Consider the following 26,306-nt stretch of genomic DNA (forward strand, 5'->3'; position numbering starts at 1 on the left):
CTGTCGGCCCCATAGAGGGGCAACAACCGTCAGCTCATCTTAAAATTTATGTTCAATACCAATCGCCAGATAATCAGTATCAACTTTGTTATCAAAATCGAAGCTGCTGTACCAGGCGAATAACTTGGTGTCTTTGCCAATTTTATAATCGGTACCAAAGCTAAAACCTTTGTGCTCTTCCAACGTCTGGTATTGAGCCTTTAACTCATATTTATCAAGTGGATAAGATAAGTTTGCTAACCAACCGTCTTCTTTTTTACCGGTCGCAACCGCTTCCTGCTGCACCAAACCGGCGCCCACTTTCAGCTGACCAAGCACTTTTACCTGACCCGTGACTCGCGTCGCATCGTAGCCATTGACTTCGTTGTCCATCGCCACCGAGGCAAACAGCTTTGATTCTTTTAACGCGTCATCGCCGTACAACAGCGCAAACGACTGACCATCTTTGCCTTCCGGTGTGTCTTCCATAATATGGCTGACTAGCAGCGAAAAACCCTGAAACGAAGGGCTGATGTAGGCCAGCGAATTATTCATCCGGTTCTCGCCTTTCCACAACGTCTTGATATCTGCTTCGTAATCGTTAAATAAATCGACTTTACCCTGAGATAATTTCAGCGCGGTATCGTTGCGACCGGCTTTAATGGTACCGAAGCTGCCTTTTAACCCGATGAACTGGTCGCGGCCTTTGATATTTTTCTCGTTAGCGTCGTCTGTCAGATCAACTTCCCATTCCAGCTGATACACCAACGACAACTCACCATCCAGCTCATAATCGCCTTTAATGCCGAACCGCGAAGCGTTGCTTTTTAACTCACTGAAAGAACCGGCACCTTCGTCGGAGCTTTGTGCCGTCACATTAATTTTACCGTAGACCGTCAGCGGATCTGCCTGCAGCGGTAAGGCAACAGTCATGAACATAGCCAAAAGCAGAGTTTTCTTTGCAAACATAATTAAATCCTTCTCAGCATTGAGGAAAGTGATTCGACAGCTTAGACCCGATCAGTATAACCGTTGTGGTTAAATGTCCAGATCATTGGTGGCTAATTGGTGGCTACAGACGAAAATTTTCCCACATATCACAGCTTTATGACCGGATAATGTCTTCAGTATTACTTTGTCGTTGCAGTTGGAAGGCTATTTTATGGCTTTTATATGACAAGATTATGACAGGAAAGCCAATCCAACAAATGGCCGCTGCGCTTAACCAATAACGCTTTAACGATGACGCATTCACAATGCAGTTTTATTAACAGCGACGCAGTACGCCATCCAACACCTGGCCCGCTAGCGCTTATCTGGAGCCGGCAATGCACGGCAAACCGCGTCTTTTGGGCTGCGATCAAAATTCTGACCGGAAGCCAACAATCTTGGCCGCACCGTCAGTGACACCGGCGACTGGGCTAAACTAAGCTCAGGCTGCGCTGTGGGATAACCGATTTGTGCCAGATGCAGCATGGAGTGAAAAATCTGATTGGTGCTCAGTGGCTGCTGCCGATTCATCGCAATTTGCTGCGCTATTTCTGGATAATGCTGGCGGAACTGCTTAGACCCCCACCACAACGCCGCCACCCGGTAATCATATTCGGTGTGATGACCATGGCCGCTTTTACTGCACTCACCATCAAACAGGTTTTCGCCGTGATCCGACACATAGATAAAACTGCTGATGGCGTCTTGTTGTTGCAAGGTTTTGATCAGGTTAAACAGCAACTGATCGGTGTAGGCCACGGTGTTGTCATAAGCGTTATTCAACATTTCTTTGTTAGCCCGGTCGTGCATCCCAATCGCCTGGTGTTTGCCAGATGGCTGAAATAAATCAAAATTATCCGGATAACGGTCGGCATAACTGAAATGACTGCCGAGGGTGTGCAGCACAATAAGTTGTTTTTGGGCATTTTGTGCCAGCACACGCTGCACCGCTTTGACCAGCACTTCATCATAAAAACCGGCTTTTTTATAGCCAACCGGATTGAGGTACTGCACCTGTTCCGCTTCAGCGGCATGCAGTGCCACCGAACTGTCGTGCACCCCCAGCGGGCTTTGAGTCGACAACCAGGCCGTGGCAAAACCGGCTTCCGCAAAAGCCGCGACGAACGACTTTTCCGACGAGAAATACTGCTGATCCTGCGCCGATTTACGCGAAATAATCACCGGCACCGACATCCGGGTCCAGGACCAGGGGCTGATCATATCGGTAAAACTGACCACATCGCCAAGTCCAGCCAATCGCGGCGTGGTGGCTCTGGCATAGCCGTTCAATTGCAGTCGATCGGGGCGCAGCGTTTCACCAATCACCAGCACATAAATCTGTTTCGCTGCCGGTGGATGCGGCTGCGTGGCGCCAAACTTAAAATCGGCAACCCTGGCAGCAACTTTTGCCAAAGCTTCTTTTTGCACCCGAAACTCATTGGCGGCCAATAATAAATTCAATGGGTAACTCTGATGAAATAAATTATGACTGTTCGGCAGCGGCCGTTGCGCCAGAGCGGTTTCGGTCCTATTGGCTTTTGGCTTAGGCGGATAAAGTTGTTGGTATTGCAGTTCTTGCTGCCACAACCATCCAACCATCACTAAACTTGCCGTCCACACCACAGGTCGGCCGAAACTTAGCCAGCGATATTGCTGCACTTTAAACACCGCACTGGTCACCACAAACAACAGCATCACCAGCAATACCGCAGGTAAAATCAGCCAGCCCAAGCCGGATAAATAACCGGCCGCTTCCGCCAAATCAGTTTCGGCAATAATGGCCATGGCATGGGCATCGGTTACTTTGTGATAAGTCGCGATGTAAAACAGTTCTTGCGGAGCCAATAGCACTAACGGAAACCAGGCCCAGATTGACCGGTGCAACTGCTTACTGACGGTCAGCAATAACGCCAGCAACAACAAAGTTGGTGCGATGGACCAGCGCAGCCAATGCCCCAGCTTGGCCGGCTCTGGCCACAGATAAAATTGGGGTGCTAACACCAGCAGCACGAGTAATAAAAAACACAGTGGGGCGGTGATTGGGTGACTTAACAGTGGTTTCATCGGGCGTTATCAGGCTCTTCTGGCAATCTGGCGGTACGGTTTGTGGTGAGTGGGCTGTTCTTACTGCTCGATTTCAGCACTGTTCAACCCTTCGCAGTAAAATTTTTCTGGTGATAAATTCGACAATTTTCTCAGCTTCACCCAAAAATTCAATTTGTTAGTCAGTTCGACAGCCAAACCAGTGGCTGGAACTGCCGCATTCATAGCATATTTCTTCAGATTTGCACTGGTATTTTGTCATATTTCTATAGTATGGTGCTCTGGTCTGAACTATTAAGGCCGGTACTTCAACCCGCGTATCACCACGCATTCTGCTGTATACCCGCCGTCAAATCTAATCTGTAAGGAACCTAATTATGCTTGCCCAACCAGTTGTCTTAAATAACGAACAACACAAAGATCTGCACGTGTTAGCTCAGTTCTCTCTGGAAAGTGTTAATGGCCGTCATATCGCGCCGTTAATGCTGCAGGAATTTGCCGCGGCCTCAGCGTTTTATCCGATTTTTTTCCTGCAAGTAGAAGAACTATTCGCTCCGGTCGCGGTATTTGGTCTGAAAGAAGGTCAAAACCTGTTTATTAAAGACGGTCAGTGGGAAGGTCAGTATTTGCCAGCCGGCATCCGGGCTTATCCGTTTAATCTGGCACAAGCCAATGACGATCAGCTGTTATTGTGTGTCAATGAACAAGCCGACAACATCAGCCGCACTGAAGGTCAGGCACTGTTTAACGCGGACAACACCCCTACAGAATTCTTTAATGGCGTGAACACTTTCTTTAAAGACTATATCGATGCCAATGCCGTCAGCCGTAACATTGTGGCGCAAATCAAAGAAATGGGTTTGTTAAAAGCCGATGGTCTGCAGTACCGTGACTTAGCTGGCAAAGAACATCGCTTAAACGGCTTTTTCGTAATCGACCGTGAGAAGTTTGAAGCGCTGAGCGACGAACAATTCCTGACGCTGCGTAAATTCGGCGTGTTACAGGCGATTTATGCGCATTTTAGTTCTCTGGACCGGATCGGCAGCTTGATCAATCGTTTACCGATTGATGCGCCAGCGGCTGAGTAATTAAAAGGCACTGTATCCAAGTGCTTTACACCGCAACAAAAACGCCTCAACTGAGGCGTTTTTTTATGTCTTCGATTCAGCGACATGTGCTGTTATTGGCTAACACAACCGCTGCCCTTGTTGCCTTTTGTACAACAAATGGTCGGCGCGGCTTAACAGATGCTCCAGCGTCGGGCTTTGCGCCGGCGAATAATGCACCGCCGCCACGCTAAATTGCAGCGGGCCCGGCCAACCTTCCTGCTGCTGCAGACTCAGCGCCGACTGGCGCATCCGATCCACCACCAGTTCCGCTTGCTGCGCTGAACTATTGGCCACCAATACCGCAAAAGAATTGTCGCCCAACCGTCCTAACACATCACTGCCGCGAAACGTCTGGCGTAATAATCTGGAAAAACGCATCAGCATCCGATCGCCTTCCGCTTCGCCATAATGGCGATTTAAGGTGGAAAAATCGTCCAAATCAAAATACAACAACACCGCAGGTAAACTCTGCCGTTCGCTACTATTCAGCAATAATCTGGCCATGGTTTCAAAACCACGGCGGTTCACCAGACCGGTTAAATCATCAATAATTGCCAGCTGTCCGGCGGCCAGTTCCTGTTCGGTTAACAGCGCTAAGTCACGTAAAGCGGCTAAATCGTCCGCCGCCACTTCACGCGGCACTTTATCCATCAGACACAAAGTGGCAATTTTACAGCCATTAAAGGCTCGGATCGGCATGCCAATATAACTGCGCACCCCTTCCGGTCCCACTACCAGTGGATTGTCGAAAAAATACGGATGATGGCGGGTATCCTGGATCACCAGCGCATCTTCACCCAAAATGGTATGGCCGCAAAACGAACTGGCGCGGGAAAATTCTGTTAGATCAACGCCTTGCCCCGCTAACACCCGCACATATTCCGCATCAACTAAATTCAGTAAACACACCGGCATTTGCAATAAACGCCGGCCTAAACGGGTGAGCCGGTGGTATTGCTCGCCGCCGCGCAGGTTTAATAATTGGGAGGCATGAAGGGTGGCAAGCCGCATCGGCTCGTTATCAGGGATGGTGGCGTTATACATGGCGGTGACTCCTGTGATTAAGACATCGGGTGTCACGCGTGCAATCAGGTCTTCCTGACAACTTACAGTAAAAACCACTGCAAAACTGACGCATGTCGTAGTGTGACTGCAACTTTTGGCCAGAGGTTCAATCCTGTTACAAAGTTTCAGCAAATAACGGCGTCTGACGGTAGACAAAACACCGGTAAAAAAGGGTGTTGTAAAGCAGATTGATGCGGCAGAATAACTTCGTCCGGACGGCGATTTGCAGAGAAGAACTGAAGATGGTGTACCACCCGCTGTGTTTAATACTCAAATCCAAACTACAGGCAATCCTGCGCCATGGTACTTTGCTACCAGCGCTGCTATTCGGTCTGAGCGCCTGTACCACGCCGCCGAAAGTCATAGTGCAGCAAAAAGTGCTCTCAAACCCGTTGGTTACAATCTCGGATCCTGAACAGTTCCGGCTGTGGTATCAACACCTGCAAACGGAAACCCCGAGTGCACAGCTGGCGTTGTGTCAGATAGCCCAGACTTCTGCACAGATTAGCGCTTTTCATCAACTGGCCTGCGGTTTAACGCTACTACCCCATGCAAGCAATATCGCAGAGCGTTCCCAAGCTTTAGGTTGGTATCAAACCGGGCTTGAAGTTTTGGTGCGGTCGCAATTGCAACAAGGCAGATGGCAACCACGCCACCGCGATTTTCAGCTGCAATTACAACTGCCAACCGATGAAAGTGGCTTGCCTTTTAGCCGTTATACCCAGATTGCAGATTTGGTATTTCGTGAACCATGGATTACCCCGGCAGCGCCAAACCCACAAGGTATCGGATTGGTGCTGGCAGCAGAGCGCGCTTACAGCAAATTGGGGTCAGATCAAAATTACCCGCGCGAAGGCATTTTTCGCGCTGTGACGGTGCTGGCAACGCATCTGCATTTTGATGACCAGGATCAGCTGCAGATCCAGCTCACCGGCTATTATCTGACCGAGCCAAAATCGGTATTGTTTGGCACGCAACCTTACCCGCTGCAATACGACAGTGCCACGGCTTATCTGTTGTTGCTGCGAGAAGCGCGGATTGATCAGGCGGAATGGGCGGCATTATTTGATGGCAATAACAGCAGTTATGACTTTGGTATTTATAGCATCGCGCCTTTGTCGGGCAGTAAAATTCCAATTCTGATGATCCATGGTTTGCACTCTAGCCCGATGATTTGGCTACGGTTAAGCCATGCCATTTATGCCGATCCGAAGCTTTCCGACCGCTATCAGATCTGGCATGCCTTTTACCCGACCGGTGCGCCGCCGTTTTTTAATGCAATGCGGCTACGCACTCAGGTTGATGAGCTTCGCGCCAGGTTGCAGCAACAATTCGCGATGCCCGAAGATTTGCCGATGGTGCTGATCGGCCACAGTATGGGTGGCATTATCGCGAAGACTTTTATTGTCGACCCTGAGTATCGGTTATGGGATCAAACTTTTATGCGTCGGCCCGAACAACTGCCCCGCGATCACCGCGACTTTATGCGTTACCAGGACGTGTTTATCTTTAAACCGCGGCCTTATGTGCAGTCGGTGTTCTTTTTGGATACACCACACCATGGCGCTGAAATGGCCGAAAGCTGGTACAGCCGTCTCGCCAGTGCCTGGATCAGATTACCCAGTATTTTCAGCGATTTAAACCGGCGGGTGTTTAAAAAGCTCAGTTATGATTTGGTCACGCCACAGATGAAAGGGTATTTAAAAAAAGACGGGCCAACGAGCGTTGACGTGCTGTCGCCACAACATCCGCTGTTACAGGAGATCGCCAAACTCCCCTACCAAAAACCGGTCTTTTCCATCGTCGGCAGTACCAGCACACCGTTTTGTTACAACGAAAAAAGCTGCGCCCAGCTCAACGACTCAGTGGTGCCATTTTTCAGCGCCCACCAAAGTCAGGCGCAAGAGCAAATCATCGTGTTGTCGGAACACAATTCTTACCAATCGCCGGAAGCCATTGCTTTTATCCTGAAAAAACTTCGGGCACAGTAATGAATGACTGGCATTAAAATTGCCAAACTTTATCGAGATTTGATGGCGAGTGATGGTTCATGCGGGAGGCAAAGTTGGTTAGTCACAGGAGGTTTATTCGGCAGTTCGCGTTTTTGCTAACGTTGATTTTACTTGGCGTGCAGCCATCTTTAGCCGAGCCAGCTTATTGGTTTAAATGGCAAAGTAAATTGAATGGCAAGATGATTTGTAAGCAGGTATCGCCGGGGGAAGGCTGGCAACAACATGCCGGCCCTTTTTATGATGCGCAGTGCCGGAAGCCTGTGCCGCCCCCTGTAAAGGCATATCGCAGCGCACTAAACAACTAACGTTGGTTGATGCGCTGCCAGGCGATTTACGGCCAACCCCAACTAACTTGTGATATCAGTCGTCGCTATTTTGCCCGATGTCGCAGCCACAAAGGCCTCGAGCGCAATCGCTGCCACTTTTTGTAACTTTTCGCAGGAAGCGCCAGTGGTGGCTTGAATGGACATACCATGCAACTGCACCCCAATAAAACAAGCCAGTGCGGCGCAGTCGACATCCGCTGCAAATTCACCTTCGGCCTTGGCGCGCTCTAATCTTTGTTGTAATTGCAATTCGCCACTGCGGCGTTTTTCAATCAGGACCTGTTTGACACTGTTGGCATTGTCGCTACAGCTCAACGCACCCTGCACCATTAAACAGCCTTTGGGTAAACTCGGATCGCTGCTGGCCGCAGCACCACCAAATAACATTTGCTCTGCCATCAGATAAGCGGTTGGTTGCATCAAAGCCGGCTGAAAAAAGCCACAAGGACGATTTTCATAAAGCTCAATCGCTTTTAAAAATAGCTGCTCTTTGTTACCAAAAGCGGCATATAAACTGGGTTTATTGATGCCCATGGCTTCGGTTAAATCTGGCAACGACGTTCCTTCGTAACCTTTCTCCCAAAACACTTCGAGGGCTTTTTGCAAAGCTTTGTCGACGTCAAAAGCACGTGGCCGACCAATAGTGCTGGTGTTTCCCGTCATCTTCTGCGCTCCAAAATAAAACCATACCCGAAATAGGGTAATTCATAATGCACACAGAGTAATCACCTTTGCAAGCCTTGTAAAGCACAATATACCTACCGAACGGTACAGATATCTTGCCAAAATCCCCGATATAACCAAACGCAAAGCGCCTTAGCAGAAAAAGTTCTTTAATTTTTTACCATGCGGTACAAAAAAAGATTGACCTTAGATTTGAAATCTATATATTTACCAACCAGTACAAAATACCAATCGGTACATAACACAGCAACCATCAATGATTGCAGTCAGCAGACACCAACGAAGGGACCATTGCCATGCGCAAAACACCAACTGTAAGAAACTTTTTACTCGCCAGCATCGCCGCAGTTGTGCTTGCCGCATGTAGTCAACCAGAAGCCGCCGGTGCTGGTGCTGCGCCCGCCGCGCCAACGGTTGACGTTGCCACCGTGGTCGAACAACGCATTACCGAATGGGACGAATTTACCGGCCGCTTACAAGCGCCGGAAACTGTGGCGTTGATGCCACGGGTATCAGGCTACCTCGATAAAGTGTTCTTCACTGAAGGCGCTTTAGTTAAAGCCGGTGACCTGTTATTCCAGATTGATGATCGCGCTTTAACAGCCGACGTCAGCCGTCTGCAAGCCGAACTACAAAGCGCCCTCAGCCAACAAAAATTAGCCAACAGCGACTATCAACGTGCTGAACAACTGCGTAGCCAAAAAGCCATCGCTGAAGAAATTCTGGACGCCCGCCGCGCCCGCAAAGATCAAAGTGCCTCGCAAGTTGCCGCCGTCAAAGCAGCGCTGACCAAAGCCGAACTGGATTTATCGCACACCCAAGTAAGAGCGCCAATCAGCGGCCGCGTGTCCAACGCGCTGATCACCGCCGGTAACTATGTGCAAGCCGGTCAAAGCCAACTCACCAGCATCGTCTCCACCGCGCGGATGTACGCTTATTTTGATGCAGATGAACAAACTTACCTGAAATACGTCCAGCTCGCGGCCACCGGTAAACGTGGCGATAGCCGTAATGAAGCCAGTCCGGTGCTGATGGCGTTAAGTTCAGACAATGACTACCGCTTTTCAGGCTCGTTAGATTTCCTGGATAACAGCATCAACCCACAAACCGGCACCATCCGCGCCCGCGCCGTGTTTAGTAACGACGACAACAGCTTGATCCCAGGCTTGTTTGCCAAAATCAAACTGGTGGGTAGCGCCAGCTACAACGGTATTCTGATTGACGATAAAGCCGTTGGCACCGACTTAAACAACAAGTTTGTGCTGGTGGTCGATGACAAACAACAACTGCAATACCGCCCTGTCACTTTAGGTGAAAAAGTCGGTGGCCTGCGCATCGTCACTTCCGGCTTAAAAGCCAGTGAAACCATTGTGGTGAATGGCTTACAGCGCGTTCGCCCGACCATGCAGGTGACACCGAACCCGGTAAAGATGGCCAGCGCCGAGCAGTTAGTGTCGCTGCAACAACAACAGCAAATACTGGATGAACAAGCAGCCAGCGCCAAAACGGCCACCGCCGCCATTGTTGATGCCGTTGTGAATACAGTCTCCACCCAAAGCGCACCACGCGGCTAAGCCCAGCAGCTACTAAACCAGGACAGAATCATGCTTTCACAATTTTTTATCAGAAGACCGATTTTTGCTGCCGTGTTGTCGCTGCTGTTTTTAATCAGCGGCGCCATCGCAGTGTGGCAATTGCCGATCACCGAATATCCGGAAGTCGTACCGCCAACAGTAGTCGTCACCGCCAACTATCCGGGCGCCAACCCAAAAGTCATCGCCGATACCGTCGCCTCGCCGCTGGAGCAGGAAATTAACGGCGTCGAAAATATGCTGTATATGTCATCACAAGCCACTTCGGATGGCCGGATGACCTTAACCATCACTTTCGCCATCGGTACCGATGTCGACCGTGCGCAAACCCAGGTACAAAGCCGGGTCGATCGCGCCAAGCCAAGATTGCCACAAGAAGTGCAGCGCCTTGGCATCGTCACCGAAAAATCCTCACCAGATTTAACCATGGTGGTGCATTTAACCTCGCCGGACGATCGTTATGACATGCTTTACTTATCGAACTATGCCGCGCAAAACGTCAAAGACGAATTAGCGCGGATTGAAGGTGTGGGTGCGGTACGGTTGTTTGGTGCCGGTGAATACAGCCTGCGGGTGTGGCTGGATCCGAATAAAGTGTCAGCGTTACAACTGACGCCACAAGATATCGTTGCCGCTATTCGTTCGCAAAACCAACAAGCAGCTGCCGGAAGCCTTGGCGCGCAGCCTTCAGGTTCCAGCGATTTTCAGCTGCTGATCAACGTCAAAGGCCGGTTAAGTTCGGTTGAAGAGTTTGAACAAATCATCGTTAAAGTGGGCGCAGAAGGTCAAATCAGCCGCTTAAAAGATGTGGCACGGTTGGAGTTGGGTGCCAGCACTTATGCGCTGAAATCACTGCTTGATAACAAAGACGCAGTGGCCATTCCGGTGTTTCAGGCCTCTGGTTCAAACGCCATTCAAATCTCTGATGACGTACGCGCCAAAATGGCCGAACTTTCAAAAAGTTTCCCACAAGGTTTAAGTTACGACATCGTTTATGACCCAACAGTGTTTGTGCGCGGCTCGATTGAAGCGGTGGTGAAAACGCTGCTGGAAGCGATTTTACTCGTGGTGTTGGTGGTGGTGCTGTTCCTGCAAACCTGGCGCGCCTCGATTATTCCATTGGTGGCCGTGCCGGTGTCGTTGGTTGGTACCTTTGCCTTTATGCACCTGATGGGCTTTTCGCTTAATGCCCTGTCACTGTTCGGTTTAGTGTTGGCGATTGGTATCGTGGTGGATGACGCCATAGTGGTGGTTGAAAACGTCGAGCGGAATATCGCTGATGGTTTATCACCATTAGAAGCCACCCAAAAAGCGATGAAAGAAGTGACTGGTCCGATTGTCGCCACCACTTTGGTACTGGCTGCGGTCTTTATTCCAACTGCCTTTATGACCGGTTTAACCGGCCAGTTTTATAAGCAGTTTGCGTTAACCATCACCATTTCGACCTTTATCTCAGCGATTAACTCGTTGACGTTAAGCCCGGCGTTATCGGCACTACTGTTAAAAGCGCATGACGCGCCAAAAGACAAACTGACCCGCGTGATGGACAAAGCTTTAGGCGGCTGGTTATTCAACCCGTTTAACCGCTTGTTTAATAAAGCGTCCCTTGGTTATGGTCTGCTGGTGCGTAAAGTGATCCGCTTTGGTGCTGTGGTCGGCATTATTTACATCGGCATGTTGGGTTTAACCGCAGGTTTGTTCCACAACACGCCAACCGGTTATGTACCTGGCCAGGACAAACAATACCTGGTGGCCTTTGCCCAGTTACCGGACGCGTCATCGCTGGACCGTACTGAAGCGGTGATTAAAGAGATGTCACGCATCGCACTGGAACATCCTGGGGTCTCGAACTCAGTGGCTTTCCCTGGTCTTAGCATCAACGGTTTTACCAATAGTCCAAATAGCGGCATCGTGTTTACGCCACTGAAAGACTTTGACGAACGTCAAAGCCCGGAACTGTCTGCCAACGCCATTGCTGCCGATTTAAACGCCAAGTTCGCCGGTATTCAGGGCGCCTTTATTGCCATCTTCCCACCTCCACCGGTGCAGGGTTTGGGCACTATTGGCGGCTTCCGTTTACAGATTCAGGACCGCGCCAACTTAGGTTATGTTGAGCTGGCCAATATCACCCAACAAGTAATGATGAAAGCCTGGCAAACCCCGGAACTGGCAGGTGTGTTCTCTAGTTATCAAGTGAATGTACCGCAGCTGGATTTGGATGTGGACCGGACTAAAGCGCTGTCGCAAGGGGTGTCGTTAGATACCGTGTTCCAGACGTTACAGGGTTATTTAGGGACAACTTATGCCAACGACTTTAATCAGTTTGGCCGCACTTATCAGGTGAATGTGCAGGCGGATGAAGCCTTCCGTCAGGATCCGGCGCAAATCTCGGCGTTAAAAGTCTCGAATAACCAAGGTGAAATGATCCCGTTGGGCTCGTTCATTAAGGTATCGCATAGCGCAGGTCCGGATCGGGTGATGCACTACAACGGTTACACCACCGCCGAAATTAACGGTGGCCCTGCCCCAGGTTTCAGCTCAGGTGAAGCGCAGGCAGCGATTGAAAAAATTCTGGCCGAAACTCTGCCAGCCGGTATGACGTACGAATGGACTGAGCTTTCTTATCAGCAAATTCTGGCCGGCAATGCCGAATATCTGGTGTTCCCACTGGTGGTACTGCTGGTGTTTATGGTACTGGCCGCACAATACGAGAGTTTAAGTCTGCCACTGGCGATCATTTTAATTGTACCGATGACGCTGCTATCAGCCATCAGCGGCGTGCTGTTGTACGGCGGTGATAACAACATCTTCACCCAGATTGGCTTGATAGTGCTCGTCGGGCTCGCCACCAAAAATGCCATCCTGATGGTCGAGTTCGCCAAGGAAAAACAAGACCATGGCATGCGCGCAATGGACGCCATTTTAGAAGCAGCACGACTGCGGTTACGGCCAATCCTGATGACATCGATCGCCTTTATTATGGGTGTGGTGCCGATGGTGTTCTCGACCGGTGCTGGTGCAGAAATGCGTCAAGCGATGGGTGTGGCGGTATTCGCCGGCATGATTGGGGTAACGATTTTTGGTCTGATTTTAACGCCGCTGTTTTACTACGCCTTATCCAAACGCGGTGAGCGTAAGGCGGCTGCCGCTGCGGCAACTCCAGCTGTGATTGAAGGAGCGACTCATGGTTAATTTATTCAACACAGCTGCCAAAGCGGCAACCAATACAAAAGCAACACAATACAAATCAACCTTACGACTGAGCCTGCTCGCCTTAGCTCTAACCGGTTTGATTGGTTGTACTGTTGGCCCTGATTATCAGGCGCCAACCAAGCTCAGCCAAGAGCTCAATATGCCGCAGTTAGCGCCTGCCGCTGCTGCGCGCGATAACCAGCAACTAACGTCCTGGTGGCAGCGGTTTGCCGATGCGGAACTCAACCGGCTGATTGACACGGCACTTGCCAACAATCAAACGCTGGCAGCCGCACAGGCGAACGTCGACCGGGCTTATGCGGTGTTTGCTGACAGTGACGATAACAATCTACCCAAAGGCATTCCCAGCCTGGGTTATCAGGCTAATGCCACACCGGCTGAAGTTTCTGCTTCAGGCGAACGGGTGACCAGTCGGCAGTTTCAAACCGGGGTTGGTTTAAGTTGGGATTTAGATTTATTCGGCAAAATCAAACGCGCCAGTGAAGTAGCTTTGGCCGATGCGCAAGGTGCTGAATTTGCTTGGCGCGACGCACAGCTGACGTTGGTCGCGCAAGTGGCGCAGAGCTTTGGCGATTATCGCGGTGCAGCTTTGCGTCTGCAGGTAGCATCGCAAAATCTGGCCAATTTGCAGCAAACCACCAAGCTGATTAGCGCCAGACGTGATGCCGGTATGGCATCCGATCTGGAGCTGTCGCGGGTCAAAGCCCAGACTTTTGCCGTCGAGACCACGCTACCAGATTTTCAGCTGGCAAAACGACGGGCTGAACTGACGTTAGCAGCACTGCTTGGCAGTTCAGTGGAAGCGTTAGCGCTTGATAATTCGGCGTTTAATCTGCCTGAGCTGAAAACCCCACAAGCGGTGGCCAAGGTAAATGAACAACTGCAACAACGACCGGATGTGGCAATCGCCGAACGGCGCTTAGCCGCCAGCACCGCTTCTATCGGTGTGGCGAAGGCCGATTTATACCCGTCATTGTCGGTCGGTGGTTTTATCGGTTTTCTGGCGTCCCCAGATTTAGCCGTCGGCAGTGCGCAAAAAGCCTGGTCGGTCGCGCCTAGCTTAAGTTGGCAAGGTGCGGATTGGAGTTCAGTGCAGGCGCGAATTAACGCCGCCAATGCTGATGAACACGCGGCTTTGGCGACATTTCGCCAGACGGTGTTAAGCGCCTTAAGCGAGATGCAGCTTAGTCTCGACAGCTACAACCTCAGCCGTCGCCAGCAGCTGATCCAGCAACAACAACTGGCCGCCACCGAGCAGGCTGTGAGCCTATCACAAGCACGCTTTAATGCCGGTAACGCTGATTTTCTGGAGTTATTGGACGCCCAGCGCGAATTGCTGGCAGCCCGGGATCAACAAGCCCGGCTGACCCAGCAAAATTTCAGCCGGTTGGTCGATATTTACCGCAGCTTTGGCGGCGCGGTCCTGGAAGGGTAAAGGGAGGGGAAAGAGAGGGTAAAAGTTCCTGCTTGGGAAAACGCTTGGTGGCATGAAGATCAAAGACTGCGGCCTGTCCCCCGCACTTTGATCGCTGCTGAGCGTTTTCCCTTTTTTATGCTTTACATCAACTTGGCGGCGGCACCACTGACGACAACAACCCTTGTTCACGGTATTGATCCAACACTTTTTGAAAAACTCCGGTGCTGGCTTGTTGCTGAATAAACCGATTCAACTTCAGTCGTTGCAGCGGAGATAACGATGGACCATACATGCAGTGGATGGGATAACTGGTCAACACCAGGGTTTTAAAATCAGTCAGTCGCAACATATAAAAGGCTTCGGTATCCGATAACACCACGGTATCGAGTTCACCGCGAAGTAACCGGATGGCATTGGTGGCAGGCGTCACACTGTCCACCCGCAACAGCTGCCCATTGCTAAACAAGGGTTGTAACTTTGGATAAACATACCCCAAAGTCGCGCCAACACTGCCTTTGCTACGCTTGGTAAAATCGCTTAAATTCAGATAATTACGGCGACTAATAATCAGATCCTGAAACACCAATAATGGCGGGCTCCATTTTAAGCCGGGATCGGGATACCACTCAGGGCTGGCGCGACAATAAATATCGGCCTGGCCAGTGAGTAAAAAGTCGGCCAGTCGTTTACGTGGCATCGCCACCAGGTCTAATTTGACGCCAAGCTCGTTGGCAAGGAGTTGATAGATATCCGGCATAAAACCCGCAGCAACTTTACCCTCCTGCAAAATAACCGCTGGTGGACTGTTAAAGTCGCCATAAATTGCCCGCAACGACGCCGCCGACAACTCAAAACTGCATAAAAATACCCAGCAAAAAAGATATTTCAATTAATCCATGCCTCACTGCATTCCGGCGATTGTATGGGGTGGCTGAGGCTATTGTAGTCTTCAGAGCTTATATTGTCTGCTGTAATAGTGCTGGACGGGCCTGACGACGATACGATGGATGCACTAAATAAGGTGCGGCAACCTGATAACGCTGACAAAAAAAGTCGAGTACTGAATCGGCGTTCAAACGACGATGTGGCAGTTGATGACGAACCATCACAGCATCAGCCAGCAGTTGCAAAGTGTCGTTGAGCGATAACCCTTGTGGTTTGGCAATCTGATAAACACCAAACAAGTAGTTCAAGGCCAACAATGCATATGAACACTCAGCACGACGGTTAATTAATTGCAATTCTTGCAATCTGAAACCGAGGTCGCGAATTTTTTGCAGGCGTTGATGTTCTTGCATGATGAGAGTCCTTGATAACTGCTGATAGTTAGTTATCGGACGATTCTGGTATTCCTTAACCTGCTAATTTAGTTTTGCGGTACTTTTGCGGTACTTAGGCTGGCAGCCCAAAAGCAGAGTTACAGAAAATGACTATACTGCTCATGGGTTTAGCAACTGATGAGGATATGGGTGAATGTCGATAAAATTAGTGGTATTAACCGAAAACCGACCGCATGAACGACGCGTGGCCCTGGTGCCACAGGTAGCAAGCAAACTCTCCGCCCTTGGCTTAGACATCTGGATCCAACAGGATGCTGGTCTTGCCAGCCGTATTCCCGATCAGGCGTATCTCGACGCCAGCGCCACGCCGCCGCTGCAAATTGCGGCATCGCTTCCCGAATTACTCCAAAACGCCCATATCGTATTAGCAGTTCAACCGCCCGCAGCCGAAACTTTAAAACTTCTGGCGCCCGGCACCATTGTGTTGTGTTTTGTCTATGCGCAGCGTGAACCTGAAATGGTGAAGCTGCTGCGTGATTTACAACTGACCTGCTTTGCGATGGAACTGGTGCCACGCATTAGCCGGGCACAAGCGATGGATGCTTTATCATCGCAGGCGGCATTGGCCGGTTATTACGGCGCTTTGTTGGGTGCGACCACGCTAGCGCGCATTCTGCCGATGATGACCACAGCCGTAGGCTCGATTCGCCCGGCGAAATGTCTGGTGATGGGCCTTGGGGTGGCCGGTTTACAGGCACTGGCCACAGCGCGGCGACTGGGTGCGGTGACCGAAGGTTATGATGTAAGGCCTGACACCAAAGAGCAGGCCGAATCTTTGGGCGCAAAATTTGTCGATACCGGTGTTGATGGTCGCGGCGAAGGCGGTTACGCCCGTGAACTGACCATTGATGAACAACAAAAAATTCAGGCGGTGCTGACCAAGCATATTCAGCAGGCCGATTTAATTATTACCACCGCAGCTATTCCCGGCCGCCCTTCGCCGAAACTGATTAGCAAAGCGCAGGTCGATGGCATGAAAAACGGTGCGGTAATTGTCGACTTAGCCGCCGACGGTGGTGGCAACTGCGCATACAGTGTGCCGGGCGAAACGGTGCACATTGGCCAAGTGACGATTGCGGCACCTTTTAATGTGCCATCGCTTTTGGCCGAACACGCTTCAGAGCTTTATGCAAAAAACCTATTGAATTTAATTGGGTTATTTATCAAAGACGCGGCCATCCACTTAGACTGGGACGACGAAATCCTGGCCAAAACCGTGCTGACCCACCAAGGCGAGATTAAAAACGCCGCTGCTAAAACAATTGTTGAGGGCTAGATCATGGATTATCAAAGTATGTTACTCACCGGTTTTGTCGCTTTATACATTTTTATGCTGGCCGCTTTTGCCGGTTTTGAAATTATTGGCCGGGTGCCGGCTATTTTGCATACCCCGCTGATGTCGGGCTCGAATTTTATTCACGGCATTGTGGTGGTCGGCGCTTTGTGGGCGTTACTCAACGCCAGCAATCTGACCCAGCAAATTATTGGTTTTATTGGCGTGTTACTCGGCGCTGGTAACGCCGCCGGCGGTTATGTGGTGACCGAGCGGATGCTGGAAATGTTTAAACCCTCCACCAACACCAAGTCGAAGGAGTAGGTTTATGCAGGTCGCCTTCATTATCGACAGCAGTTATTTTATCGCCGCTTTTTTGTTTATTTATGGTCTGAAACAGATGTCGTCACCCCGCAGTGCTCGCGCCGGGATCGTGCTGGCCGGTGTTGGTATGGTGATAGCCGTGCTGGCGAGTTTCTTATATAGCCTCGATGTGCGGCCGGAAGCCAAACCTATGCTGCAAACCAATATGCTGCTGGCATTGGTGGCGCTTAGTCTTGGTCTTGGCTGGGCCTGGTGGAGTGGCAAAAAAGTCGCGATGACCGCCATGCCGCAAATGGTTGCGCTGTACAACGGCATGGGCGGTGGTGCGGCTGCGGCCATCGCTGCGATTGAACTCAGTGGGTATCAGACTCATGGCAGTATTTCGTTGTTATTGGCGGTGCTTGGCGGGTTGATTGGCGCGGTGTCGTTATCAGGTTCGCTGATTGCCTGGGCCAAGCTGGACGGGCGGATCAATAAAACGCTGCGCATGACCGGTTTGCAGCTGATTAACGGTAGTTTGTTATTGGTGCTGGGTGGCGTTGCTATTTATATCGTTTGGCAAGGTGGTCAGGTGTCTCAGTGGCTGTTTTTGGCGTTTTTTGCGATGGCACTGCTCTACGGCGTGATGATGACAATGCCAATTGGTGGCGCCGATATGCCGGTGGTGATTTCACTCTATAACGCTTTTACTGGCCTCGCCGTTGGTTTTGAAGGTTATGTGCTGAATAACCCGGCGCTGATGATTGCCGGGATGGTGGTCGGTTCAGCCGGTACCATGCTGACACTGTTGATGGCCAAAGCGATGAACCGTTCGGTGCGTAATGTGTTGTTTTCCAATTTTGGCGCCGCAGCCGATGATGGTGAACAAAACATCAGTGGCAGCCAAAAACCGATAGAAGCCAGCGACGCGGCGATTAATATGCGCTACGCCGGGAAAGTGATTATTGCCCCGGGATACGGTTTGGCGGTGGCACAAGCGCAGCATAAACTGTTTGAATTTGTTGAGTTATTACAAGCTGCCGGGGTGGAAGTGAAATTCGCCATTCACCCGGTCGCTGGCCGGATGCCAGGTCATATGAACGTACTGCTGGCCGAGGCTGGCGTGCCTTATGACTTGATTTTTGACATGGAAGAAATTAATTCTGAATTTAAAGAAGCCGACGTCGCCATTGTGATTGGCGCCAACGATACGGTGAATCCGTCCGCCCGCACGAACAAATCATCACCGATTTACGGCATGCCGGTGCTGAATGTGGATCAGGCGCGACAGGTGTATGTGATTAAACGCGGCCAGGGTAAAGGCTACTCAGGAGTCGAAAACGAGCTGTTTTTCGCCGACAACTGCCAACTGATTTACGGCGACGCGCAAAAAGTATTAGCGGCGATGTTGCAGGCGGTGAAAAACCTCGAATCCAGCTAAATTATAACCATCAAACTTATACCCAAAATCATTGACGATGCAGGTAGGCGACAAGTAAGTGAGACCCCAGGAGCATAGTGAACTATGTGACTGGGGCGAGCGAGCGAAGGCAACACCCCTGCAGCTTCAAGGATGAAGGGTATACACTTACTTAGCCTGTCGATGCAGATTCAACTCACGACTTTGTTCTTTACTCAGCTCCACCACCATGGTGCCGGATAGTTGATCCTGTAGTGCCAGCTTTTGCTTAAAACGCACCCAAAGCCAGAAATTACCGACACCGCCCAACGCCGTTACCACCCGGATCAAGGCTTGCTTCAGCGTCACCGGCTGACCATTTTGTTGCAGTAACAATAAACGCCAGGCGCGCATCCCCAATGTCTGCCCCGCTTTGCACCAGAAATACAAATAGAACCAGACGACCCAACACACCAAATACAGCTGAAACCACAAGGCATGGCGCTGAATATAATCGGCACTGTCCAGATAACCCGCCAACGAAATCAGCCCGGTTCTCTCCAAAATCGCCACCGCGGCCAGCGCCAGCGTCATCGCGAACATCAATAGTGCTACAACAATTAGTGCATCATAAACAATAGCCGCCAGACGGCGAATCAGACCAGCGCGCGGAGCTTCAGCAAACATAGGGGATCTCTTGAATAATCAACGACAAATATCGGCATAAGCGCAGTTTAGCATGTCAGGCTGCTCGTTATACAACAGCAACCTGCCGCAATTGCTGCGTCCGAAACCTGGCCGGGGAAATTCCAACTAACAAATCAAACTGATCACGCAGCGCCTGCGCCGTGCCAAAACCACATAAAGTGGCAATTTGTTCAACGCTGGTATTTGACGTCGCCAGCAAGGTTTTCGCGTGTTCTACCCTGGCATTCAGCAACCACTGCTTCGGACTTTGCCCAAAACTAGCTTTAAACTTGCGGTCAAAACTGCGCCGACTCATATGCACCAGCGCCGCCAATTCATCCATTTGCAACGGCTGCTGCAAATGTTGCAGCGCATAATCCTGCACCAGCCCTAATGCCGGGTCTGGTTTGCCCAGCGGCAACTCGATAAATTGCTGCTGGCCGCCATCGCGCTGACCCGGGATCACCAACCGGCGCGCCGCCTGATTCGCCCGCGCCGCGCCAAAATCTTCTTTGATCAGTTGCAGCGATAAATCCAGACAAGCCGCACTACCGGCTGAAGTAAAAATCCGCCCCGCCTGCACATACAACCGGTCGACTTTCAGATCCACTTGCGGGAACAACTGCGCAAACAGTTCAGCATATTTCCAGTGCGTGGTCGCCGCTTTACCATCCAGTAAACCAGCATGCGCCAGCAAAAAAGCTCCGGAGCAGAAACTCACCAACCGCGCACCACGCGCCGCAGCTTGTTGTAAAGCTTGCAGTAATTGCGGATCCGGCTCTTCACTCAACCGCCGCCAGCCCGGGATCACAATGGTATCCGCTTCAGCCAGAATGCGCGCATCATCGCTGGTTTCAAGCCAGGTGCCACCATTCATCTGAATGCGCAAACCATCCAGCCCCGCCACCCGGCATTGATACCAGGGCGCGTCGGCCGTGCGATGGCCGGCAAAAATATCAATAGCCGCGCCGTATTCCAGCATCGACAAACCGTGATAAGCGCACACCACCAGCTGATGCTCGGAACTGCCGTGGTCGTTGGCGGCGACTCGCGGCTTTTCGTTGCTTTCTATTGCAGATATTGGCGTGAGCATTCTGGCTGGTTTCTTGGCTTTATTGGCGAGTCAGCCAATGGTAGCAAACATCGGCAACTGTTCAAATAGCCATGTTGTTCCTGAACTCACAGCAATCTTGTTGCTTTATTTTTCCGAGGAGATATTTGATGTCGATAGTTGCTACTTTAGCCACACACACTTCTGATGTGCTGGCAACACCAGCCGCCCCCGCTGCACTTGCGACAGCGCATTTTGCCGCCAAACTGGCCTTTGAAACCGACTGCTCAGACGTCTTCAGCGCCTTATCCACCGGCGCCGACGATTTTATTTTGCTCGATGTCCGCTCCGAAGCAGCGTTTTTGCAGCAACACGCCAAAGGTGCTAAAAACCTGCCGCACCGCCAAATCAGCGCCGAACGGATGGCGCTATTCCCAACCGGCAAAACTTTTGTGGTGTACTGCGCTGGCCCGCATTGCAATGGCGCCGATCAGGCCGCCTACAAAATTGCCAAACTTGGCTATCCGGTGAAATTAATGATTGGCGGCATCACCGGCTGGGCCGATGAAGGGTTACCATTTGCGCAGGGTGAAAATATGGTCGCACCGGCAGCTGCGGAGCAAGCAAAACAAAAAGAAACTCAGATCTCCTGCAGCTGCTAGCAGCACCAAACCAACGATCGCCGGTTGAAGCCATCCCCACCGGCGCACGTTTTTGCAGAGAACAAAACCCGCCAATACCTACCATTGCCGAAAAAACACGCAATCAATTGCTACCATTGAAATTTTACTTGCGAAGCCAACCAAGCTTTGTATAATCAGCCCTGTTTACTCCGCACGACCCCTCAATGCCTGGGTGGCGAAATCGGTAGACGCAGTGGATTCAAAATCCACCGTTGGAAACAACGTGTCGGTTCGAGTCCGACCCCAGGCACCAAAATCCTTATAAGTAATCCGCTAAAACAAACAACCCATTACGCCCTAGTTATGCTACTTAGTGCATTGATTCTATTTAAGTATTTCTATTTCTTTTTTGGAAATTCTCGAGCATATTTCACTTTACAAAAACACTGCTAATAAACCACCCGGTCCAAACTTGGTTCTTTTTGTTGTGTATTTAGCTCGCATTGCTTGCAACTACTTGCAAACAAATCCCACGTGGGATTTGTTGATGTTGATTTAATGGGACGTCGTTGCTTGGTAGACAGTTCCGAAGCTCCGGTACTTGTCTGTTACTGATGCTGATTTGTTTGAGTTATTGTCGCGTCCTTCAAGTTAACTACTTCTGTTTGACCCAGTAATGTACTGGGTGAATTCAAAGCGACAACTCACTTTAACAACCCGGCGCAATTGATGTATCTGCGAAAAACTCCAATGGTTAGCCTTTTATAATAATTACCCACCTTAAGGGTATTACTGCTTTGAGCGAGTTACAACTGTTCAGATTAGACGCTCTCGAAAAAACGAATCTCTGGTTTGAGAGATTTGCGGACGTTCAGGATTTTTTGCAAATTTTAACTGATTCTAAAGAAAGCGGACGGTTGGTTTAAAGCTAATTTCTTTTGTCGGATTATTTTACATACTCCAAAATTAGATTCATTGCATGCCTTTAACTCATTGTAATTATTTAACATATTAATGATGGCGCGTTTTTTGCTCAACCCTCAGTGTGCGGTGAATTAACACTTTAGTTATTACCTTCCAAGACTTTTGTGAAGGAATTAAGAGGAATATCAATTGAATAATAAATCTTTGAAAATGGCTTTTGCTGGTTTGGTTTTGGGTGTGAGTGGTTTGGCAAATGCTGGGATTTTAGCATACGATTTTGAGTTTCAATTAGATGGTGAAACATATCTAAAAGGTAGTTTCACCGCTGAAGATTTAAATTTTGATCATTTTTTTAGAGACGAAGAACTAATCAGTTTAAGTTTTTGGAACGATACATTAGCACTTCACAACTACAGATTTAATCCCACTGTTGATGATAATTTTAATTTTGATATCATGGCCAATGCATTTTTGTTAGGAGGAAACTCTTTCGGTGATGAGGGTCAAAGGTGGAACAGACGCGGTGGCCCTGGCCTCGGATTCGGCGCAGGAAGTAGGTGTGCCACAATTAGTATAAATGCAATGGACCAGGGTTGTGGAGCAACCCCCGCCACTACTTTAACTCAAATTGTATCCGTGGACTCCGTACCAGAACCATCTACCCTAGCCATCTTCGCATTAGGACTTATGGGTTTTGCATCACGTCGTTTTAAGCAACAATCTTAAGTCTACTGATTGACTATCAAAATTAATTATCGACGACGGTATGGCTGAATAAACCCATTTAGCCCAATGTTGTCGATAATCATCAAGAAGCATTTGCCAGTTTGGTAAATGCTTTTTTGACCATAAAGCTGCGTTATTCGACGAATGTGATTTTGCAAAGTTCGTTTTGAAACGGTTATTTTTTTCTTGTCCAAATTGATAATCTAAAAAGTCGAAGCCATTACTAATTCTACCGATATCAGTTTTATCAGGATGTTGTTTTAGCTTGATTATAATTCTTATTTTTAATCCAAAATATTCCATGTCGAGTGTCGGCAATGGTATGCAATCCTGCCGTTCAAAAGCAGTTTGGTCGAGCCACCTATATGACCGCTTTTGGCACAAAGCCGTAAATCCCCGTAATTCAAACATATATAAATCCATAAAATCCTTTCAAAACAAGGCCATCCTATGGAGAAAAATTCAAATTCACCAATGAGCGTATTAAAGCGCTTCCTGCCAACTCCAAAGATGCCAAGGGTACCGACCTTGAGTTTTCAGACACTGAAGTCATCGGGCTGAAGTGTTTGTCTGGCCGCACTGGTAACAAACGTTGGCTGCTTCGCTACAGTACCAATACTGGGCGCAAGAGTTCAATAGCGATTGGACGCTTCCCGGATATTGATGTGACGCTTGCCCGCAATATTGCCAGTAAGCATCTGCAAAACATTGCTGAAGGTCATGACCCAAAGGCTGAACGTGATGATTTAAAAAAGGCGCCTACGGTTAGCCAGTTCTTTTGGGACACTGCACCACCTCTATAGTTGGCGAAACGATGACGGATACCATCAATATCAGATGTACCTAAAATAATTGTAAGTTGTGACGCTTCGATTACCCGAACCTGATTGGATTTTCATTTGCTTAAAGAACACAACCTGAGCGCGCTGCCAGAGCAACTGCTCTGAGATTTTATTCACTAAGCGAGCGACAAACCCGATTCCGCCCCTCTGCTTTAGCACGATACAAAGTTTCATCAGCGCGCTGAATGAAGCTTTGTAAGGTGTCGTCCTGCAGAAATTGCGCGACACCAATACTTACCGTACAACCTTGCTCCGCTGTATCTGCGGCCTTTTGCACGGCTAACGTCTGGCGGATCCGATCGGCGTGGTCATAGGCACTTTCGATCGTCGTATCTGGCATGATGATCAGGAATTCCTCACCGCCGATACGGCCGATAGCGTCAGTTTTACGAATACCCTGGCTAATAGATGCAGCGGCATTTTGCAAAGTAACATCACCGGTCTGATGCCCATACTGATCATTGATGGCTTTAAAATGGTCAAGATCCAACATCATAATGCTCAGTGCTGTCTGTTGTCGGGACACTCGGGAAATTTCAACATCCAGGATCCGCATAATCTCGCGCCTGTTATACAGCCCTGTCAGCTCATCGGTGGTTGCAATTTTCTCGAGCTGTGCAGTGCGTTTTTTCACTTCTGCTTCCAGCCGCTGGTTGGATTCAGCCAGTTGCTTTTCCGCTTGCTGCAATTCAGTTATTTTCTGCTGCAACTGGCGTCTACTCGGGAAACTGATCGCTTCCGGCAATAAATGCCACAGCATCACTGCGGTTACCATGGAAATGATCCCGGTCAAAAATTTAACAATGCCTTCTATATAGTAGTAACCATTCCAGATGTTGATGAGCCCTACTAAATGGGTGGCGCCGCAGAAAAAAATAAAGCCGGCAAACATCAGAAATAACCAATTAAACCGGAAATCATCTCTGGATTTGACCAGCTTTACTAAAGCAATTGGGATCAACATATAAGCAGTAAAAGTGAGTAAATCGCCACCGACATGTAAAAACAGCAGATCGCCACGCCATAGCAGGCAATGGCCATGTGGCATAAAGTTACCGTTAAAAATCTCTTTAATAAAGTCCACTTTTGCGTCCCTGTCACTGCTTTGAAATGAATTCAATTCGAGGCCACGACCATCAAGGCTAGCCTTACCATGATTAAAAAACAGGATAAGACTCAGCGCTCATTGGCTTTTAATGTTCCACAATAGAACACAGCTTAGCGTATCTTCGGTTGTTGTAATTAAGCAATCAAAGATATACCTATCTTTCGTGGTCCTTGCTACTTATTCACTCAAAAAATAATTTTGCTGCATCTATTGCCGATGTTTTGGCGTAGTTATGAATCATCAACACAAACAAGGAATATTTATGACACCACAACAACAGCTGCTCGAATGGCTGCGATCCAGTGCTCAGGGTGACAAAGCAGCATTTGAAAGTTTATATCAAGCCACTTCAGCCAAGCTATTTGCAGTCAGTTTGCAATTGATGCGCCGCCGTGACTGGGCTGAAGATGTACTGCAGGACGCCTTTATCAAAATTTGGCATAACGCCGGTGACTACCATACGGAAAAAGGCACGGTGATGACGTGGATGATCAGTATCACGCGCTATCGGGCACTGGATTTATTAAAAAGCAGAAAAGTGAAAGCTGAACATATCGAGCTGGATGAAAGCTGGATGGAGGCGCTACACACGGGTGAATTTACCGATCCAGCCTCCGACAAAGCTCGTTTGGAGTTTTGTATGGAAGGCCTTGAGTCCGACCATCGACAGTCGATTTATTTGGCTTTTGTCAATGGTTTAAGCCATCAGGAAATTACCCAATATATCAGCGCACCACTTGGTTCGATTAAAAGTTGGATCCGCCGCGGCTTAGCGAAACTCAAAAGGTGCCTCGAAGCATGAACTATTTAGAGCAGGAACGACAAGACGCCCTGGCCGTCAGTTATGTGTTGGGGTCGATGCGCGGCAAGGCTCGATTGCGCTTTCAGGGTTTATTGATGCAGCACTTAAGTTTACGCCAAGCCGTATGGCGCTGGGAGCGACATTTAAATCCGGTCGTCGAGCAGTTAAAACCGGTCATGCCCGATGCAAGTGTGTGGCAACGAGTGACCATTCGCCTCGGTTGGCGCGCCTTAGAGCAAGCTCCACCGCCGCAGTCACGCAGTTATTGGAAAGAAACCTTTGCTTTGGCGCTGGTCGCTTGTTTAGCTTTGGTTCTGCTATTGCCGCGACTTGAGCCGGTGGTTCCGACGCAAGTGCCGGCGCAACTGGCGATTGTTCAAAATAGCCAAGCCCAAGCCTTGTGGGTCGTGAAGTGGGAGCAACAGCAACTAAAAGTGCAAGCAACAGCGGCGGTGCAACCCTTAACCGATGCCGACTACGAATTATGGATGTTACCTGAAAATGGCCAGCCACCTATTTCGCTTGGTTTATTGCCACAACAAGCAAACACCGAACGCGCTTTACCACCCAGTGTGAACGGCTTAAAAGTGGCTGCTTTAGCGGTGAGTCTGGAACCCAAAGGCGGCTCGCCAACCGGTCAACCAACAGGACCCGTCTTACATACTGCGCAGTTGGTTCAACTATAAAGAACTGGCTGTCAACACAGCGCAGGTTTGATTGCGAACGGTCTTGATTTAACTTTTTTTCCGGTTAAATCAAGACTTGTTGTGACGCAGCGCCCGACATCCACCATCTGTT

22 protein-coding genes, 1 tRNA gene and 1 pseudogene are annotated in these 26,306 nt (G+C 49.6%); 14 read left to right on the top strand and 10 right to left on the bottom strand.

What is annotated here, in order from left to right:
- Positions 1–39: 39 nt before the first annotated feature.
- Both EOE67_RS14295 and EOE67_RS14300 read right to left on the bottom strand, forming a co-directional pair.
- Positions 40–912, bottom strand: coding sequence for a porin (locus EOE67_RS14295; RefSeq protein ID WP_240652825.1), 873 nt, complete (start codon positions 910–912; stop codon positions 40–42).
- Between the two features lie 372 nt (positions 913–1,284).
- The gene (locus tag EOE67_RS14300; protein WP_127700019.1) at positions 1,285–3,033 is read right to left on the bottom strand and encodes a phosphoethanolamine transferase family protein; all 1,749 of its coding nucleotides are present in this window, start codon (positions 3,031–3,033) and stop codon (positions 1,285–1,287) included.
- A gap of 356 nt (positions 3,034–3,389) precedes the next feature.
- Between EOE67_RS14300 and EOE67_RS14305 the strand changes: the two genes are divergently transcribed.
- Positions 3,390–4,100 carry a SapC family protein gene (locus tag EOE67_RS14305; protein ID WP_127700020.1) on the top strand — a complete coding sequence of 237 codons (711 nt, stop codon included), beginning with the start codon at positions 3,390–3,392 and terminating at the stop codon, positions 4,098–4,100.
- 99 nt (positions 4,101–4,199) lie between these two features.
- Here EOE67_RS14305 and EOE67_RS14310 read toward each other — a convergent pair whose 3' ends face one another.
- Complete coding sequence (locus EOE67_RS14310; RefSeq protein ID WP_127700021.1) at positions 4,200–5,165, bottom strand: sensor domain-containing diguanylate cyclase; 966 nt, start codon at positions 5,163–5,165, stop codon at positions 4,200–4,202.
- A gap of 212 nt (positions 5,166–5,377) precedes the next feature.
- Between EOE67_RS14310 and EOE67_RS14315 the strand changes: the two genes are divergently transcribed.
- Entirely contained in the window at positions 5,378–7,177 is a 1,800-nt protein-coding gene (locus tag EOE67_RS14315; protein ID WP_127700022.1) for an esterase/lipase family protein, read from the top strand.
- Between the two features lie 368 nt (positions 7,178–7,545).
- Here the strand turns inward: EOE67_RS14315 and EOE67_RS14325 are convergent, their stop codons facing one another.
- Positions 7,546–8,187, bottom strand: coding sequence for a TetR/AcrR family transcriptional regulator (locus EOE67_RS14325; protein WP_127700024.1), 642 nt, complete (start codon positions 8,185–8,187; stop codon positions 7,546–7,548).
- Positions 8,188–8,504: 317 nt separating this feature from the next.
- Here EOE67_RS14325 and EOE67_RS14330 point away from each other — a divergent pair, with 317 nt between their 5' ends.
- From EOE67_RS14330 to EOE67_RS14340, 3 genes are read left to right on the top strand one after another with little or no spacing between them, the layout of a single operon-like run.
- A complete protein-coding gene (locus tag EOE67_RS14330; protein WP_127700025.1) occupies positions 8,505–9,782 on the top strand; it encodes an efflux RND transporter periplasmic adaptor subunit in 1,278 nt (425 codons plus the stop codon).
- Between the two features lie 27 nt (positions 9,783–9,809).
- On the top strand, positions 9,810–12,992 hold the full coding sequence (locus EOE67_RS14335) for a multidrug efflux RND transporter permease subunit (RefSeq protein ID WP_206099612.1): 3,183 nt from the start codon (positions 9,810–9,812) through the stop codon (positions 12,990–12,992).
- Positions 12,985–14,448 carry an efflux transporter outer membrane subunit gene (locus EOE67_RS14340; RefSeq protein ID WP_127700027.1) on the top strand — a complete coding sequence of 488 codons (1,464 nt, stop codon included), beginning with the start codon at positions 12,985–12,987 and terminating at the stop codon, positions 14,446–14,448. The genes EOE67_RS14335 and EOE67_RS14340 overlap by 8 nt, the downstream gene beginning before the upstream one ends.
- Before the next feature lie 127 nt (positions 14,449–14,575).
- On the opposite strand, the gene EOE67_RS14345 is transcribed toward EOE67_RS14340, so the two are convergent.
- Together EOE67_RS14345 and EOE67_RS14350 are read right to left on the bottom strand one after the other, a co-directional pair.
- The gene (locus EOE67_RS14345; protein WP_127700028.1) at positions 14,576–15,319 is read right to left on the bottom strand and encodes a substrate-binding periplasmic protein; all 744 of its coding nucleotides are present in this window, start codon (positions 15,317–15,319) and stop codon (positions 14,576–14,578) included.
- A 67-nt stretch (positions 15,320–15,386) separates the two neighbouring features.
- Entirely contained in the window at positions 15,387–15,728 is a 342-nt protein-coding gene (locus EOE67_RS14350; protein WP_127700029.1) for a hypothetical protein, read from the bottom strand.
- Between the two features lie 175 nt (positions 15,729–15,903).
- On the opposite strand from EOE67_RS14350, the gene EOE67_RS14355 reads away from it, so the two are divergent.
- From EOE67_RS14355 to EOE67_RS14365, 3 genes are read left to right on the top strand one after another with little or no spacing between them, the layout of a single operon-like run.
- Positions 15,904–17,046 carry an NAD(P) transhydrogenase subunit alpha gene (locus EOE67_RS14355; RefSeq protein ID WP_127700030.1) on the top strand — a complete coding sequence of 381 codons (1,143 nt, stop codon included), beginning with the start codon at positions 15,904–15,906 and terminating at the stop codon, positions 17,044–17,046.
- Positions 17,047–17,064: 18 nt separating this feature from the next.
- Complete coding sequence (locus EOE67_RS14360) at positions 17,065–17,367, top strand: NAD(P) transhydrogenase subunit alpha part 2 (protein ID WP_206099613.1); 303 nt, start codon at positions 17,065–17,067, stop codon at positions 17,365–17,367.
- 4 nt (positions 17,368–17,371) lie between these two features.
- Entirely contained in the window at positions 17,372–18,787 is a 1,416-nt protein-coding gene (locus EOE67_RS14365; protein ID WP_127700032.1) for an NAD(P)(+) transhydrogenase (Re/Si-specific) subunit beta, read from the top strand.
- Between the two features lie 147 nt (positions 18,788–18,934).
- Here EOE67_RS14365 and EOE67_RS14370 read toward each other — a convergent pair whose 3' ends face one another.
- Positions 18,935–19,432 carry an RDD family protein gene (locus EOE67_RS14370; RefSeq protein ID WP_127700033.1) on the bottom strand — a complete coding sequence of 166 codons (498 nt, stop codon included), beginning with the start codon at positions 19,430–19,432 and terminating at the stop codon, positions 18,935–18,937.
- Positions 19,433–19,499: 67 nt separating this feature from the next.
- Positions 19,500–20,525 (bottom strand): GlxA family transcriptional regulator, encoded by a 1,026-nt coding sequence (locus EOE67_RS14375; RefSeq protein ID WP_127700034.1) that lies wholly within the window; start codon positions 20,523–20,525, stop codon positions 19,500–19,502.
- 128 nt (positions 20,526–20,653) lie between these two features.
- Here EOE67_RS14375 and EOE67_RS14380 point away from each other — a divergent pair, with 128 nt between their 5' ends.
- The 3 genes from EOE67_RS14380 to EOE67_RS14390 all read left to right on the top strand — a co-directional run bounded on the left by EOE67_RS14380 (position 20,654) and on the right by EOE67_RS14390 (position 22,756).
- On the top strand, positions 20,654–21,145 hold the full coding sequence (locus EOE67_RS14380; RefSeq protein WP_127700035.1) for a rhodanese-like domain-containing protein: 492 nt from the start codon (positions 20,654–20,656) through the stop codon (positions 21,143–21,145).
- A gap of 187 nt (positions 21,146–21,332) precedes the next feature.
- A tRNA-Leu gene (locus tag EOE67_RS14385) sits at positions 21,333–21,419 on the top strand.
- A gap of 800 nt (positions 21,420–22,219) precedes the next feature.
- A complete protein-coding gene (locus EOE67_RS14390) occupies positions 22,220–22,756 on the top strand; it encodes a PEP-CTERM sorting domain-containing protein (RefSeq protein WP_206099608.1) in 537 nt (178 codons plus the stop codon).
- Here the strand turns inward: EOE67_RS14390 and EOE67_RS14395 are convergent.
- Positions 22,730–23,167, bottom strand: a complete 438-nt coding sequence (locus EOE67_RS14395; RefSeq protein ID WP_127700036.1) for a hypothetical protein — start codon at positions 23,165–23,167, stop codon at positions 22,730–22,732. The genes EOE67_RS14390 and EOE67_RS14395 overlap by 27 nt on opposite strands.
- A gap of 68 nt (positions 23,168–23,235) precedes the next feature.
- Here EOE67_RS14395 and EOE67_RS14400 point away from each other — a divergent pair.
- Positions 23,236–23,559 (top strand): annotated as a pseudogene (locus EOE67_RS14400) (Arm DNA-binding domain-containing protein); the annotation flags it as partial.
- A gap of 148 nt (positions 23,560–23,707) precedes the next feature.
- Here the strand turns inward: EOE67_RS14400 and EOE67_RS14405 are convergent.
- On the bottom strand, positions 23,708–24,682 hold the full coding sequence (locus EOE67_RS14405; protein ID WP_127700038.1) for a GGDEF domain-containing protein: 975 nt from the start codon (positions 24,680–24,682) through the stop codon (positions 23,708–23,710).
- Positions 24,683–24,968: 286 nt separating this feature from the next.
- Between EOE67_RS14405 and EOE67_RS14410 the strand changes: the two genes are divergently transcribed.
- Positions 24,969–25,508 (top strand): sigma-70 family RNA polymerase sigma factor, encoded by a 540-nt coding sequence (locus EOE67_RS14410; RefSeq protein ID WP_127700039.1) that lies wholly within the window; start codon positions 24,969–24,971, stop codon positions 25,506–25,508.
- Positions 25,505–26,194: an anti-sigma factor gene (locus EOE67_RS14415; protein ID WP_127700040.1), complete on the top strand. Its 690-nt coding sequence runs from the start codon at positions 25,505–25,507 to the stop codon at positions 26,192–26,194. The genes EOE67_RS14410 and EOE67_RS14415 overlap by 4 nt, the downstream gene beginning before the upstream one ends.
- The last annotated feature ends 112 nt before the right edge of the window (positions 26,195–26,306 follow it).

The sequence above is a fragment of the Rheinheimera riviphila genome, from assembly GCF_004005945.1.
GTDB classification, from domain to species: domain Bacteria; phylum Pseudomonadota; class Gammaproteobacteria; order Enterobacterales; family Alteromonadaceae; genus Pararheinheimera; species Pararheinheimera riviphila.